At 64.4% G+C, this 13,898-nt stretch carries 11 protein-coding genes; 3 read left to right on the forward strand and 8 right to left on the reverse strand.

Translation table 11 applies throughout. From position 1 onward, the window contains the following. The first annotated feature begins 369 nt into the window (after positions 1-369). The gene (locus ABIB80_RS32375; protein ID WP_007601306.1) at positions 370-1,509 is read left to right on the forward strand and encodes an MFS transporter; all 1,140 of its coding nucleotides are present in this window, start codon (positions 370-372) and stop codon (positions 1,507-1,509) included. 6 nt (positions 1,510-1,515) lie between these two features. Here the strand turns inward: ABIB80_RS32375 and ABIB80_RS32380 are convergent, their stop codons facing one another. Further along, positions 1,516-2,505, reverse strand: coding sequence for a Bug family tripartite tricarboxylate transporter substrate binding protein (locus tag ABIB80_RS32380; protein WP_354128975.1), 990 nt, complete (start codon positions 2,503-2,505; stop codon positions 1,516-1,518). 296 nt (positions 2,506-2,801) lie between these two features. Here ABIB80_RS32380 and ABIB80_RS32385 point away from each other — a divergent pair, with 296 nt between their 5' ends. Continuing rightward, positions 2,802-5,639, forward strand: a complete 2,838-nt coding sequence (locus tag ABIB80_RS32385) for an ATP-binding protein (protein WP_007601302.1) — start codon at positions 2,802-2,804, stop codon at positions 5,637-5,639. 23 nt (positions 5,640-5,662) lie between these two features. Here ABIB80_RS32385 and ABIB80_RS32390 read toward each other — a convergent pair whose 3' ends face one another. From ABIB80_RS32390 to ABIB80_RS32400, 3 genes are all read right to left on the reverse strand, one after another. Then, positions 5,663-6,601, reverse strand: a complete 939-nt coding sequence (locus tag ABIB80_RS32390; protein WP_007601300.1) for an aldo/keto reductase — start codon at positions 6,599-6,601, stop codon at positions 5,663-5,665. Between the two features lie 84 nt (positions 6,602-6,685). Continuing rightward, positions 6,686-8,182, reverse strand: coding sequence for an MDR family MFS transporter (locus ABIB80_RS32395; RefSeq protein ID WP_007601298.1), 1,497 nt, complete (start codon positions 8,180-8,182; stop codon positions 6,686-6,688). Beyond that, the gene (locus ABIB80_RS32400) at positions 8,179-9,318 is read right to left on the reverse strand and encodes an HlyD family secretion protein (protein ID WP_007601296.1); all 1,140 of its coding nucleotides are present in this window, start codon (positions 9,316-9,318) and stop codon (positions 8,179-8,181) included. The genes ABIB80_RS32395 and ABIB80_RS32400 overlap by 4 nt, the downstream gene beginning before the upstream one ends. 216 nt (positions 9,319-9,534) lie before the next feature. Here ABIB80_RS32400 and ABIB80_RS32405 point away from each other — a divergent pair, with 216 nt between their 5' ends. After that, entirely contained in the window at positions 9,535-10,095 is a 561-nt protein-coding gene (locus tag ABIB80_RS32405; protein ID WP_245286012.1) for a TetR/AcrR family transcriptional regulator, read from the forward strand. 49 nt (positions 10,096-10,144) lie between these two features. Here the strand turns inward: ABIB80_RS32405 and msrA are convergent, their stop codons facing one another. The 4 genes from msrA to ABIB80_RS32425 all read right to left on the reverse strand — a co-directional run bounded on the left by msrA (position 10,145) and on the right by ABIB80_RS32425 (position 13,655). Beyond that, positions 10,145-10,660: a peptide-methionine (S)-S-oxide reductase MsrA gene (gene msrA, locus ABIB80_RS32410; RefSeq protein WP_007601292.1), complete on the reverse strand. Its 516-nt coding sequence runs from the start codon at positions 10,658-10,660 to the stop codon at positions 10,145-10,147. Positions 10,661-10,812: 152 nt separating this feature from the next. Beyond that, positions 10,813-11,235, reverse strand: a complete 423-nt coding sequence (locus tag ABIB80_RS32415) for an OsmC family protein (protein WP_007601290.1) — start codon at positions 11,233-11,235, stop codon at positions 10,813-10,815. A gap of 196 nt (positions 11,236-11,431) precedes the next feature. Further along, positions 11,432-12,280, reverse strand: coding sequence for an enoyl-CoA hydratase/isomerase family protein (locus ABIB80_RS32420; protein WP_007601288.1), 849 nt, complete (start codon positions 12,278-12,280; stop codon positions 11,432-11,434). A gap of 61 nt (positions 12,281-12,341) precedes the next feature. Then, the gene (locus tag ABIB80_RS32425) at positions 12,342-13,655 is read right to left on the reverse strand and encodes an epoxide hydrolase family protein (RefSeq protein WP_007601287.1); all 1,314 of its coding nucleotides are present in this window, start codon (positions 13,653-13,655) and stop codon (positions 12,342-12,344) included. Between the last annotated feature and the right edge of the window lie 243 nt (positions 13,656-13,898).

The following is a 13,898-nucleotide window of genomic DNA, read 5'->3' on the forward strand; positions in this document are numbered from 1 at the left end:
CGAACATGACGACCACAAGATCGCCCCTCAAGGATGAGCCGGGATGGCCGATACATACGTCAAAACCGAATTTCGGTAAAGTGGAATATTTTTGCGGCGGCGGATTGACAGGGGGAGCGACACAGCAAGATCCGGTAGCCCGGATGGAGCGCAAGCGTAATCCGGGGTTTTCGCTAGCTAGCCGCACTAGCGGCCCCGGATTGCGCTGCGCTCCATCCGGGCTACGAAGCCTCACTCCTTGGTTCGCACTGGCGTTCCGTCCGCCCCACGGGCCGCCTGCGACAATCCGAGTCCGCCGCGGACATAAAGACGCGACAATTGCGAGGCTTGTCGATTGCCCCTGCCCTGCTTCCCCTCCCCGGAGTTCCCATGTCCTCTGCCGATAGGCCGGCGACACGCCTTGCGACCAGGCTTGCCTTTCTCGTCGCGGGCTTCGGCATCGCGTGCTGGGCACCGCTGGTGCCGTTCGCGAAGGCGCGGCTCGCCGTCGACGACGGCATCCTCGGACTGCTCCTGCTCAGCCTCGGCATCGGCTCGGTCGTCGCGATGGTTCTGACCGGCGTGCTGAGCGCGCGCTATGGCAGCAAGCCGATCATCATTGCGGGCGGGCTCGGTCTTGCCCTGGTCCTGCCTCTGCTGACAATCGCGAGCTCGTCCATGACGCTCGCGCTGGCACTCTTCGCATTTGGCGCCGCGCTCGGCTCCGTCGACGTCGCCATGAACATCCACGCGGTTGAGGTGGAGCGCGCCGCAGGACGTCCGCTGATGTCCGGCTTCCACGCGCTGTTCAGCATCGGCGGCTTCGCCGGGGCCGCGCTGATGACCGCACTACTCTCGCTGCAACTCGGCGCGCTCGCTTGCACGCTGATCTGCTCCGTCCTGATGCTGATCGCGATGCTGGCGGCGTGGCCGCGGCTGCTTCGCTCTGTGCAGGTACAGGAGGGGCCGTTGTTCGTGCTGCCGCATGGCGCCGTGCTCCTGCTCGCGCTGCTTTGCGCCATCACCTTCCTGGTCGAAGGCGCGATGCTCGATTGGGGCGCCTTGCTCGTCATCGGCGCGGGTCTCGTTTCCGAAGCGCAAGGCGGGATCGGCTACATCGTGTTCTCGGTAGCCATGACGATCGGGCGGCTCGGCGGCGACGCCGTCGTCGCACGCGTCGGAGACCGCACGACATTGTTCTGGGGCAGCCTGATTGCGATCGCGGGTTTCGTGGTCCTGCTCACGGCTCCCGTCGTGGCGGTCGCCATAGCCGGCTTCCTGCTGATCGGCCTCGGCGCATCGAACGTCGTACCGGTGCTGTTCCGCCGGGCGGCGAGGCAGACGGTGATGCCCACGGGGCTCGCCGTTGCGGCGATCACGACCGCCGGCTATGCTGGCGTTCTCGTCGGCCCCGCCGGTGTCGGCTTCGTCGCACGCTTTGGCGGATTGCCGATGGCGTTCTGGCTCCTGGCCGCGCTGATGGGCCTCGTCACGCTGACGGCGCGCATGGTTACGCGCGCCGACGGCTGAGCGGCCTCACAAATTGCTCAGCCCGATCGATTTGATCAGGGGCGCGAGGCTTGCGGATGTGGCCTCGACGATGCGCTGGAATTTGTCCGGACTTGAATCGTTGTCCGGCTCCATGCCCTGGGCGCGATAGCTCGCCAGAAGCGCCGGTTCGGCCATGGCGAGCCGCGTCGCCTGCGCGATTCGGTCGATGATCGCATCGTCGGTGTCCTTGGGCGCGAACAGACCGAACCATCCCTCATACCGGATGCCGGGCATGCCGGATTCGACGGCGGTCGGGATCTCCGGCGCGCCGCTCAGCCGCGTTTCGGTGGTGACCGCGAGCAGCCTGACTTTCCCCGCTTGAGTCAGCTGCTGCAATTGAACGGACATGACGGCAATGACGAGCGATATCTGGCCGCTGACGAGGTCGTTGGTCGCTTGCGCGATGCCCCGATAGGGCACGTGGACGATGTCCAGCGCGCCGGCCTGCTGCTTGAAGGATTCGCCGACCAGATGGTTTCCGGTGGCGATCCCCGGCGTGCCATAGGACAGCTTTCCCGGATTGGCTTTCGCATAGGCGATCAACTCGCGCAGGTTTGCGGCGGGCACCGAAGGATTGACGGCGAAAACCAGCGCGCTGTTGATCAGCCGGTAGATGGCGCGGAAATCGCCAACCGAATATCCGGGATTCGCCGACGTCATGGGAATGATGACCTGCGTGCTGCCGTTACCGAGCAGCAGCGAATAGCCGTCGGGCTCCTCGCGTGCGACCGCCGCGGTCCCGATGGCGCCGCCCGCACCGCCGATATATTCGACGAAGGTCGGCCCGAGCAGCGACGGCATCCTGTCAACCCAGGGGCGCGCGATCTGGTCACCCGATCCACCGGGTCCGTAGGGAATCACCAGGCGAATGGGACGAGACGGATAGTCGGCGGCTTGTCCGCTGCGGGGAAGCGCGGCGAGCGCCGCTGCGCTTGTCAACGCGTGCACGAATTGTCGCCGCGTGAAAGAGGCCATGCTGGAAATTCCGGAAGTCGGCAGTCGATGTGGTGGCGGGACCGGCTCCCGGACGATGCCATCGCAGCAATCCGGCATCACAGTCAATGCTCCATCCGGGCGAGCCTCGGCGTCATCGCATTGTCACATCGGCCTAACTCTTTACTTTCCAAGCACAATTTCGCGAGCGAGCCGACCCAAGCCGTCCACGCAGGGCTGCCAGCCCTGCCCACTGCTTTCGGCCAGTTTACTGTACGCCTCGTTCTGGTAGACCAAAAAGTAATACCTTTTGACTCCCTTCGAGGGGGCGATGGCGCGTGCCAGATCGTAGCGAAGACTCGGCCATTTCCTTTGGGCCATTTCGACTGTTTCCGAAGTCCCGGCTCTTGGAGAAGGAGGGGGCGCCGCTTCATGTCGGCGGCCGCGCGCTCGACATTCTCATCTTCCTTGCCGGACGCCCCGGAGAAGTCGTCGACAAGAGAGAGCTGGTCAAGCGCATCTGGGCCGGCGTCAATGTCGACGAGGGCAGTCTGCGCTTCCATGTCGCGGCGCTGCGCAAAGCGCTCGGCGATACCGGCAAGTCGGCCCGTTACGTCGTTAACGTGCCGGGCCGCGGCTATTGCTTTGTCGCCTCGTTCGCTCAAGCAGCTGCGCCAGCCGCCCCGCTCGCGGCCGAAACCGCCCCTCCCCGCTCCCTGCCCGCTCAGCTAACCAGGATGGTCGGCCGGGAAGATGTCATCGAGAAGATCTCGAACGGACTTTCCCTCTATCGCTTCATGACGGTCGTCGGCCCGGGCGGCATCGGCAAGACCTCGGTCGCCGTCACCGTCGGGCATCGCCGCTCCCAGGATTTCGGCGGGCGAGTCTTCTTTGTCGATTTCGGTCCGCTGAGGGATGCCAGTCACATCGCGACCACCATTGCTTCGGCGCTCGGACTGACCATCAGCGCGGAAGATCCGACGCCGGCCCTTCTGACTTTCCTCAAGATCGGCCCGGCCCTGCTGATCTTCGACAGTTGCGAACATGTGCTGGATCAATTGGCGCCTCTCGTCGAGCACATCGTTCGCGAAGCACCGCAGCTTCGTGTTCTCGCAACCAGCCGCGAGTCGTTCCGGAGCGAAGGCGAGCGGATTTTCCGGCTGTTCCCACTGGATTGTCCGCCCGAGCGCGAAGGGCTTGCTGTCGACGAGGTTCTTGCCTATCCCGCGGCTCAACTCTTTGTGGACCGCATTGCGCAGAGCTCGGGACCGTTTCAGCTCAGCGCAGAAGAGGCGCCCCTCGTCGCGAGCATCTGCCGGCGCCTCGACGGCATCGCGCTGGCTATCGAGCTCGCGGCGGGCCGCGTCAATGCTTACGGCATCGCCGGCACGGCATCCCTGCTCGACAGCCGCTTTTCGCTGCAATGGCGCGGCCGGCGCACCGCCGTGCCGCGGCACCAGACGCTCGCTGCGGCGCTCGACTGGAGCTACGACCTTCTGCCTCCCGTGGAGAGCGCCACGCTGCGACGCTTGTCGGTCTTTGCCGGGCCTTTCGCGCCGGAGGCGGCGGCAGCGGTCGCGTCCGGTGACGGCCTCAACGCATCCGAGACCCTCGAAGCAATCGACAGCCTGGTGACCAAGTCGCTGATCTCGCCGTCCGGCTCGCGGACGCTGCGCTATCGGCTGCTCGACACCACGCGCACCTATGCATACGGAAAACTCAACGAGCTCGGCGAAGCCAGGCAGTTCGCGCGGCGTCATGCCGAGCATTTTCGCGATTTATTCCAGCGCGCGGAGGCGGATATTTCGACGCCGCTGCCCGAATGGCTGAGCATCTATGGCGCGGAGCTGGACAATGTGCGCGCGGCGTTGGACTGGGCCTTCGGGCCCGACGGCGAGGCGACACTCGGCATCGCGCTGACGGCGGCCGCGATCACGCTGTGGGTACGTCTTTCACTGTTCGCGGAATGCCGTGAGCGCAGCAGAACGGCACTCGCAGCGCTCGGAGACACCGCCGACGATGACCGCATCCGCATGCAGCTCCTGTCGGCACTCGGCTGGTCGCTGATGTATGGCGAGGGCCGCGCGCGCGAGGCGCGGCCGATCCTCGAGACGACCCTCGAGCTGGCTGACAGGCTCGACGACAAGGATTTCCGGCTGCGCGCGCTCTGGGGCTTGTGCATCGACCAGTTCAACAACGGACAGTTCGGCAAGGCCCGTGCGCTCGCCGATCGCTTTGCGAACGCAGCGGCGAACTCGTCCGACAGGACCGACGTCATGCTGGGCGACCGGCTAATGGCCGTGGCGCTGCACTATCTCGGGGATCAGAACGAGGCTCGGCTGCGCATCGACCGGGTCAATGCATCGCTGCATGTGTTGGCGGAGAAGCCGAAGATCTTCCCGCTCGATCTGAGAATCTCGACCCAATATTTTCGAGCTCGCATCCTGTGGCTTCAGGGCCTGGCCGATCAGGCTCAGGCCCTCACCGCCAGGAACATCGAGGAAGGCCGCGCCAATGGCCACGCGCTGACCTTCTGCAGCGTACTCGGACAAGCCGCCTGTCCGATCGCCTTCTGGTCCGGCGATTTCGACGCCGCGCAGCGTCACGGCGCCGAGCTGCTCGAACACACCGAGCGCCACGCGATCCGGCTGTGGGGCCTGTGGGCTAGGGCCTTCAACGCCGCTGTCATGGTCAAACGCGGCGACTCGACCGGCCTTCCGCTGCTGCGCGAGGAGCTCAATCGCGCCGGCGATGCGCGCTTCCTGCCGCGTTTTCTGCCCCTGCTCGGCGAGCTCGCCGCGTGTTCCGGAGAGGCCGACCAGGTCGATCGCGGCCTCGACGTGATCGAGGATGTCCTGACCCGCTGCAACGACCGGCAGGAGCTCTGGTATCTGCCGGAGCTGATCCGCATCAAGGGAGAGTTGATGCTCAGGAGCACCCGGCATTCAGGAGACGCCGAGCCGCGCTTTCGCGAGGCCATGGACATTGCCGGCCAGCAAGGCGCGCGCTTCTGGGAGCTGCGAAGCGCGGTCAGCCTGGCGCGGTACATGATCGGCGCTGGCCAGACCAAGGAGGCCTTGGCAATTCTGGAACGCGCATGCCGGCCGTTCACCGAAGGTGCCGGCATCGCCGAAATCCGCAGCGCCCACGATTTGATCGAGCAGCTCCGAGCTTGACGAGTCGGCTGGCCGGCGCCGATTCATCCGGCGCGCGGAATGAATCCGGGCACGCCGGTCTCGACGACCGTGTTGAACCTGATGTTTGTCGTGATCTCGTCCCTCATCTCTCGCATGGCGTCTTTGGGCAAAGCCGAAATATCGAAGTTCTCCTGGATGCGCCGGGGATTGGTCGAAGTCGTCAGGAAAGCGGTGCCGCGCTGGACGGCCCACGCCAGCGCAATTTGGGCCGGTGTCTTGTGCAAACGCTCCGCGATGGCAGTGATCACCGGATCGGCCAGGACGTTCGGCTTCATCGCGTGCCCCAGCGCTGCAAACGCCTGCAAGACGATCCCGTGCTCTCGACAGAAGTCGAGCAGGTCCCACTCGGGAAGATACGGATGCGATTCGACTTGCACCATGGCGGGCCTGATCCGCGCGACCGAAACGATCTCGCGCAGCTTGTCCAGGGTGATGTCCGACAGACCGATCGACTTGCAGTGCCCCTCGTCGACCAGGCGCTCCAGCGCCCCCCACGTCTCCGCCAGCGTAACCCCTGAATCATAGATGACCCGACCGTGCTCATCTCTCGGATCCTGTTCGTCGCCGGGTTGAAAGGCAAAGGGCGTATGGATGATGTAGCAATCGATCTCGTCGACTTGCAGCCGCCGGCGACTGGCGTCGAAGGCAGGCCTGACCCGTTCCGGTCGATGATTGGTGTTCCATAGCTTCGTCGTAACGAACAGGTCCTTGCGCTGAAGCGTTCCCTCCTTGAACGTCTCCTGCAGCGCATCGCCGACCGCTTCCTCGTTGCGATAGCGCTCCGCGCAATCAAGGTGTCGAAATCCGGCCTCCAATGCAGCCTTGGTGGCCTGCCTGGTCACGAGCGGATCCGGAATGAGCGTGCCAAATCCCACCGCGGGAATCGTCCCGGATTGATGAGTTGGAATCCTCGTATAACGAAGCGTATCTGACGAAGTCATGCTCATACTCCTTTGTTTGTCCTCGGCTCCCTCAAAAGCGAGGGACGAGGTATTCGATGCGATGTCATTCCACGGCTCCAGGCGTTAACCGGTCGGCCGCGGCTTACGGAGAAAAAACACGAGCGGAATCACGACGAGCATGGCGAGCATCAGGATCTCGAACTGGTCGATGACCGCGACGGTCGCCGCCTGACGCGTGACCATGCCGTTGAGGGCGGCAAGGCTTGGCTTCGCGATCGGCCCCCCGACGAATGCAGCGACTCGGTAGGGCGTGAGGTTCTTTGCGAGTGCGACGTGCACAGCCTGCGTGTTGGCGTAGAAGAAGAGCTGGACCACCGCGATGCCGATGGTGCTGCCATAGAGGCGCGACAGGTTGATCAGCGCGCTGCCTTCCGGGCGGAGCTTCGGATCGAGCGTGCCGAACGCGGCCCTGGCGAGCGCGGGCAGCAACATGCCGAGGCCCGCTCCCTGGAGCAGGCCGGCCTCGACCACCGGCCGCCAATCCATCGCCGGTGAATAGCCAAGCATCAGCCAGTTGGCATAGACCACCAGCGTCATTCCACCCACGAGGAACGGCCGGTAGTCGATCTGCGCCGGGACCAGGCTCGTCAGCACCAGCGCTCCCACCAGCGCGACGCCGCGCGGAACGGTCATGTATCCGGTGGTGTCAACGGGGTAGTTGAGCAATTCCTCCAGCATCGGGGACGTCAGGGCCAAGGTCGGCAGCAGCACGAAGCCAACCGCGAAGGAGATGACCGTCGAGAGCACGAGATTGCGGTCCCTGAACAGCGCCGTGCGGAGAAAGTGCTCCTTTGTCGTCATGACGTGCACGACGAAGAGATAGAAGCCGAGCACGGAGGCGCCCGCCTCGATCCAGATTTCCGTCGAGGCAAACCATTCGAGGCGCTCCCCGCGGTCGAGCAACATCTGCAACCCTATCATGCCGACGGAGAACGTCGTCAGGCCGAAGAAGTCGAAGGGCTGGCTCCGCTCCGCCCGCTTCTCGCCGAGCAGCTGAGCCATCGTCAGGAAAATGAAGCCCGTCATCGGCAGGCTGAAATAGAAGATCGCGGGCCAGCCGTAATATTCGCTGAGCCAGCCGCCAATGGCCGGGCCGCTGCTGATGCCGAGCAGGGAGCAGACGGTCCAGGCCAAGTTCATGCGCGCATGTCGCGCCGGCGGTGTCGCCTCGAGCAGGATCGCCAGCGAGAGCGGCGCCAGCGGTCCGCTCGCCGCGCCCTGGAGGATTCGCGCCAGCACGAAGTGGATCGACGTCGTCGCCAGCGTGTCGAGGGCGAGACCCAACACGAAGATCGTGACAGCGGCCTGATAGACCACTTTCCGGCCGTAGCGTCCCGCCAGCCATTGCGTGATCGACATGGTCACGGCGCTCGCCGCGATATAGGAGGAAAACACCCAGCCGACCTCGTCATTCGCCATCGAGAGCGTCGCTTGAATATGGGGTAGCGCCGCGTTCGGTATCGAAATGTTGACGGCCTGCATGTAGGTCGCCATGAGTGCGGCCGCGGCGATCGCGTGATGACCGCCGGGCGCCGTGGTCGATGGAAGGGGCGTACTCATTTGCCCTCCGTTGCAGGCGCCGGTTGGAGCAGATGCGGCCAGCTGCGGCGATGGCCTGTATCGACCCGCGCCGTCACGCTGATGCCCGAGAACAATGGCCGGTTCGGATCGAGATCGTCGAGTTCCAGGCGCACCGGCAATCGCTGCACGACCTTGACCCAGTTTCCCGTCGCATTCTCGGGCGGCAGGAGCGAGAAGTCAGAGCCGGTCCCCGGACTCATGCTGACGATGTGCGCCTTGAACTTGCGATCCGGATAGGCATCGACGTCGATCGTCGCCTCCTGGCCCGGGCGCATGTGGGTCAAGCCGGTCTCGCGGAAATTCGCCTCGACCCAGACGTGCCGGCTCGACAGCAGCGAGAACGTCGTTGCCCCGGCATTGACGAAGCCGCCGATCTGGAGATCGTCCACCTTGGTCACGATGCCGTCGTCCGGCGCCGTCACGGTGGCGTAGGAGAGATCCAGCCGCGCACGGTCGAGCTGTGCCCTGGCCGCGCGAACGGTCGGATGACGGTCGACATCGATATCGGCATCGCCGTTGAGGGCAACGATCGTGTTGGCGATCTGCTGTTCGATCGACGCCATGCGGTGGCGAGCGACCTTCATGTCCGTCTCGGCCCGCTCATACACCGCGCGTGGCGTGAAGTCGGAGGCAACCAGCATCTTCTTGCGATCGAACTCGCGCTCGTCGAAGGTAGCCGTCTCTTTGGCCGACTGCAGCTCCGCCTGCTGCTGACGATGGGTCGCCTTGAGGGACTCGATCTGGAGCCGCGCACTTCCGAGGCGCGCCTCGGCCTGGTCGACGGCAATTTGATAAGGCTCCGGGTCGATGCGAAACAGCACCTGCCCCCGCCGGACGCGCTCGTTGTCGCGCACGGCTATCTCGACCGCCTGGCCGGAAACGCGCGCGTTGACGGTCACCTTGGCGGCACGCACGAAGGCGTCGTCGGTCGAGACATATTGCTCCTGCGCCAGATAGATGAAGGCGCCAACCACGGCCACCGCCATCGGCAGCGCGAGCATCAGCGGCAGCCGCTTGCCGAGCCCTGCCCCAAACCATTGCGCGGCAGCCTCGCTCGGGCGGAAGCTGCTGCCATCGCCGAGCCCGCCGGCGATTGGCGCGAAATCGAAACGCATCGGAAGATCCTCGGGTTCAATCTATTTAATAACGATCGTTACAAATATTGCACTCCAACGCGGCGATCAAGGCTGCGACCCTTGATTTTTATAACGATCCATACAAATATACGTGTAGAACAGGGCAACCGGGGTTCTGACGATATGGCACGGAAAAAGAGCGAAACGAGCCCGGCGCGCCGGGGACGGCCACCGGCCTACGACGCAGAGACCGCCTTGAAGCGGGCAACGGAGACGTTCTGGAGGACGGGCTATTCCGGTACCTCCCTGGACAAGGTCGCTGCCGCGACCGGGATGAGTCCGCCGAGCCTCTACGCGGTGTTCGGCAACAAGCATGCGCTCTACCTCGAGGCGCTCGCGCGTTATTGGGAGATCAGCCTTGCCGCGACGCGTGAGGCTCTCGCCGGGGACCATCCCTTGGACGAAGCGCTGATGCTGGCCTATGACGCGGCGCTGTCGATTTACTTTTCCGGCAAGGGAGCCGCGCGCGGCTGCTTCGTGGTGGGGACGGCGGTGACCGAAGTCGCCGAAGATGCCGCGATCCGGAGCAGCGTCGCGGCGGGACTGCGGATGATAGATGCCGATTTCGAAGCCCGCTTCCGCCTTGCGCAGGACAAGGGCGAGTTGAAGCGCGACGCCGATCCAGCGGCGCTTGCCATTCTCGCTTCAGCCACGATGCACACCATCGCCATTCGCGCCCGTGCCGGCGCCCGCCGCTCCGAGCTGAGGGAGATGGCCCGAAAAGCGGTCGATGTGCTCTGCGGATGCCGGCGGTGATCTCGCGGATTTCGGGCATGGCTCTCCCCGACAATAACGACGACCAGCTCTAGCCTGCCGCTGCAGCCCCGCGCCGCGGCAGTTTCCAGTCGGGGCGGATGAAGTGGCAGGTGTACCCGTCCGGATAGCGTTCGAGATAATCCTGGTGCTCCGGCTCGGCTTCCCAGAACTCGCCCGCGGGCGCGACCTCGGTCACGACCTTGCCAGGCCAGAGACCGGACGCCTCGACGTCTGCAATCGTATCCTTTGCGATGCGCTTCTGTTCGTCGCTGGTATAAAAGATCGCCGAGCGATAGCTCGTGCCCAAATCATTGCCCTGGCGGTTGAGCGTGGTCGGATCGTGGATCTGGAAGAAGAACTCCAGCATGGTCCGAAAGCTGGTCTTGGCGGGATCGAAGGTGATCTCGATCGCTTCGGCATGACCTTCATGATTGCGGTAGGTGGCATTCTTCACAGCGCCGCCGGTGTAGCCGACGCGGGTCGAGATCACGCCCGGCTGCCTGCGGATCAGATCCTGCATGCCCCAGAAGCAGCCTCCGGCTAAAACTGCGCGTTCCGTTGTCATATCTCCACTCCCAATTGATCCGTCTGTCCGTTCTGAATCCGTCGCATCCTATGCTTTTGGCGGCTCAGCCGAAAGCCAGGCATTTGTCCATCCAGCTCCTCTCGCGAGACGCAAGCTTCCAGAACCGGATGGAGACACAATGAGAGCGCGCCCTACGTCAGTTTAGCGTCGAGCGTGATTGCGGCGTTGAGCACTTTCGACACCGGGCAGTTCTTCTCGGCCTCGCCCGCGATGCGGGCAAAGCCGGCATCGTCGAGGTTCGGCACCTTGGCACGCAAGGTCAGCGCCGATTTGCTGATCTTGAAACCCTTGCCTTCCGGCTCGAGCGTGACCGCGGCTTCCGTCGAGAGTTCGTCAGGAGTGAAGCCGGCGAGCTGCAGGCCGAAGGCCAGCGCCATGGTAAAGCAACCGGCATGGGCCGCCGCGATCAACTCCTCGGGATTGGTGCCCTTCTCGTTCTCGAAGCGGGTCTTGAAGGAATAGGGCGTCGCAGCGAGCACGCCGGATTCGCTCGATAGCTGACCGGTCCCGTCCCGACCGGTGCCCTTCCAGACTGCTGTTGCCTTGCGGATCATCTCAATTCTCCTGGTTGATTTTTTGGCACCGGCGCTCGGTACCGAAGGAAAGCGACATTGGCACGACCGCTTGTCGCCAATTCCAACCGGCCGAGCGCCGCAGCGGTTCCGTCAAGTCCCGTTCCGAACGGGACTTGATTCTTGCTTTGACGCGTTTTCTTCACGCGAACCGGTATCCACTTCGCTCGAAAACGCTCTAGTTACCGATCTGTCCGACGTGGAAGCCGAGCCGGTTCTCGACGTCACCGGCGCGGTGGAAGCCGCGCGACATCAGCGCCTTGATGCGGGTCTGGCTCGCGGGGCGGCTGAGCGAGGCCAGGAACGCGTCCCATTCCGGCTTGATCTCGACATCCGGCGGCAGGCTCGCGACGTCGACGAGGCGCTTGGTCTCGGCAATCGCCTCCTTGTCGAAGGACGCGATGCGCATGGCCAGCGCCTCGACGAAGCCGTCGAGCTCGGCATCCGGCAGCGACCGGTTCACATAGCCGTAACGTTCGGCGAGATCACCGTGGATGTCATCGGCGCCGAGCAGAACTTCGAGCGCGCGGCCGCGGCCCATCAGGCGCGGCAACCGCGCCATCGGCCCGCCGCCGGGCACCAGGCCCGCACCGACTTCCCATTGCGACAGTATCGCCTTTTCGCGGCTGGCAAAGCGCATGTCGCTCGCGAGCGCCAGCTCGCTGCCGACGCCGGTCGCGCGGCCCCGGATCGAGGCAATCGAGACAACCGGCGCGCGGCTGAGACGCACCAGCATGTCGGGCAGTGCCTGCAGGCCGGTCGGCCCGGGCGGGATACGAAGCGAATCCTCCAGCGGCGCGAGGAAGTCGTAATGCGTGATGAAGAAGCCTTCCACGGCGCTGTCGAACACCACGACCTTCACCTCAGGATCGGTCTCGATCGCCGTGACGACGTCGTCGAGAAGCGGAAGCTGCTTGGGGCCGAAGATATTGACCGGGGGCATGTCGAAGGTGACACGCCAATACGACGGCAGCCGACGTTCCAGGCGGATTTGGTCGGTCGTGAAGGTGCGTTCGGGGCGGTTCATGATTGCATTCCTGTCTGTGGGGAAAAAAGAGAACGCGCGGAAGTGCGCGTCCCCGCAGGTCTCAGATCGACTGACGCAGCGGTCGGAAGGCGGTGCGCATTTCCGCGCAGAACAGCGCGGGCTGCTCCCAGGCGGCGAAGTGGCCGCCCTTGTCGAGGCGATTGTAGTGCATCAGCTTCGGATAGGCCTTCTCGGTCCAGCTGCGCGGCGCGGCGTAGATCTCGTCCGGGAAGACGCTGACGGCGACCGGGATCTTGATGTGCTTGGGCTCGAAGAACACCAGCTTGTTCTCCCAGTACAGCCGCGCCGAGGACACCGCGGTGTTGGTGAGCCAATAGAGCGTGATGTTGTCGATCACGTCATCGCGCGACAGCCCTTCCGTCTTGCCGTCGAACACCCGGGCGATCATCGCGGTGCTGCGCGCATCGTGGTCGAGCATCCAGGACGTGAGGCCCGCCGGCGAATCCACCAGGCCATAGAGCGTCTGCGGCCGGTTCGACATCTCGATGGCGTAGCCGAGACCGTGCTTGTAGAAATCATCGAGCTGATCGTAAGCGTAGCGCTCGTCGGCCGAGAGGTTCGACGGCCGCGATCCGCCGGGCTGAAGCGCCTTGGCGATGTCGTCCGGAACGGTCGCGGGCATGTTGGTATGGATGCCGAGCAGCTCGGGCGGCGCAATCACTGCCATCTGCTCCGTCACGGCATTGCCCCAATCGCCGCCTTGCGCGACATAGCGGTTGTAGCCGAGCCGCTTCATCAGCACGATCCAGGCGCGCGCGACGCGCTGGGGGTCCCAGCCCAGCTCCGTCGGCTTGCCGGAGAAGCCGTGGCCGGGCAGCGACGGGATCACGAGATCAAAGGCGTCCGCCGCCGTCGCGCCGTGTGCGGTGGGGTCGGTGAGCGGGCCGACGATTTTCATCTGCTCGATGATCGAACCGGGCCAGCCATGCGTGACGATCATCGGCAGCGCGTTTTCGTGACGCGAGCGAACGTGAATGAAGTGGATGTCGACGCCGTCGATCTCGGTGACGAATTGCGGCAAGGCATTCAGCCGCGCCTCCATCTTGCGCCAGTCGTAGTCGTTCTGCCAGTAGTTCACGAGTTGCTGCACCGTCGTCAGCTGCACGCCCTGCGATTGATCGACAACGATCTCACGATCCGGCCAGCGCGTCGCCCCGAGGCGGCGGCGAAGATCGACCAGATCCTGCTCGGGCACGCTGACGTGGAACGGGCGAACCGCCCCACTCACGCCAGCCTTGGCGGAATGCAGCGGCAACAGGCTCGATACGCTTGCGGCAACCGCGGTCATCGCGGCCTGGCTCAACAGTTGACGGCGGTCTGGATTGAGAATGTCGATACGTGCTTGCGTGGTCATGTTCGATCTCCCTGGCTTTGGTCGGTGACGCTGACCGAATTCGACATCAACGCCTCGGTTCGTCATGCAGAGAGATTGGCGCAGGCCCTGGCAATTTGCTCGTTATGGGTTGTTAGACCGCGTTAGCCGTTGCGAGCCGCGCGACGCCGAGCAGAGCAAGCGGCGATCCACGATGGTCGCCGCCAAAGCAACACGGCGCGCGATCAGCTCAGTCATCGCGCGCCGCGTCGGCTTGCATCAGTC

Source organism: Bradyrhizobium sp. i1.15.2 (assembly GCF_040548425.1).
Classification (GTDB): Bacteria; Pseudomonadota; Alphaproteobacteria; order Rhizobiales; family Xanthobacteraceae; genus Bradyrhizobium; species Bradyrhizobium canariense.

Coding starts and splice junctions, on each gene's coding strand:
- ABIB80_RS32375 (WP_007601306.1), top strand. CDS start 370: ATGTCCTCTGCCGATAGGCCGGCGACACGCCTTGCGACCAGGCTTGCC.
- ABIB80_RS32380 (WP_354128975.1), bottom strand. CDS start 2,505: ATGGCCTCTTTCACGCGGCGACAATTCGTGCACGCGTTGACAAGCGCA.
- ABIB80_RS32390 (WP_007601300.1), bottom strand. CDS start 6,601: ATGACTTCGTCAGATACGCTTCGTTATACGAGGATTCCAACTCATCAA.
- ABIB80_RS32395 (WP_007601298.1), bottom strand. CDS start 8,182: ATGAGTACGCCCCTTCCATCGACCACGGCGCCCGGCGGTCATCACGCG.
- ABIB80_RS32400 (WP_007601296.1), bottom strand. CDS start 9,318: ATGCGTTTCGATTTCGCGCCAATCGCCGGCGGGCTCGGCGATGGCAGC.
- msrA (WP_007601292.1), bottom strand. CDS start 10,660: ATGACAACGGAACGCGCAGTTTTAGCCGGAGGCTGCTTCTGGGGCATG.
- ABIB80_RS32415 (WP_007601290.1), bottom strand. CDS start 11,235: ATGATCCGCAAGGCAACAGCAGTCTGGAAGGGCACCGGTCGGGACGGG.
- ABIB80_RS32420 (WP_007601288.1), bottom strand. CDS start 12,280: ATGAACCGCCCCGAACGCACCTTCACGACCGACCAAATCCGCCTGGAA.
- ABIB80_RS32425 (WP_007601287.1), bottom strand. CDS start 13,655: ATGACCACGCAAGCACGTATCGACATTCTCAATCCAGACCGCCGTCAA.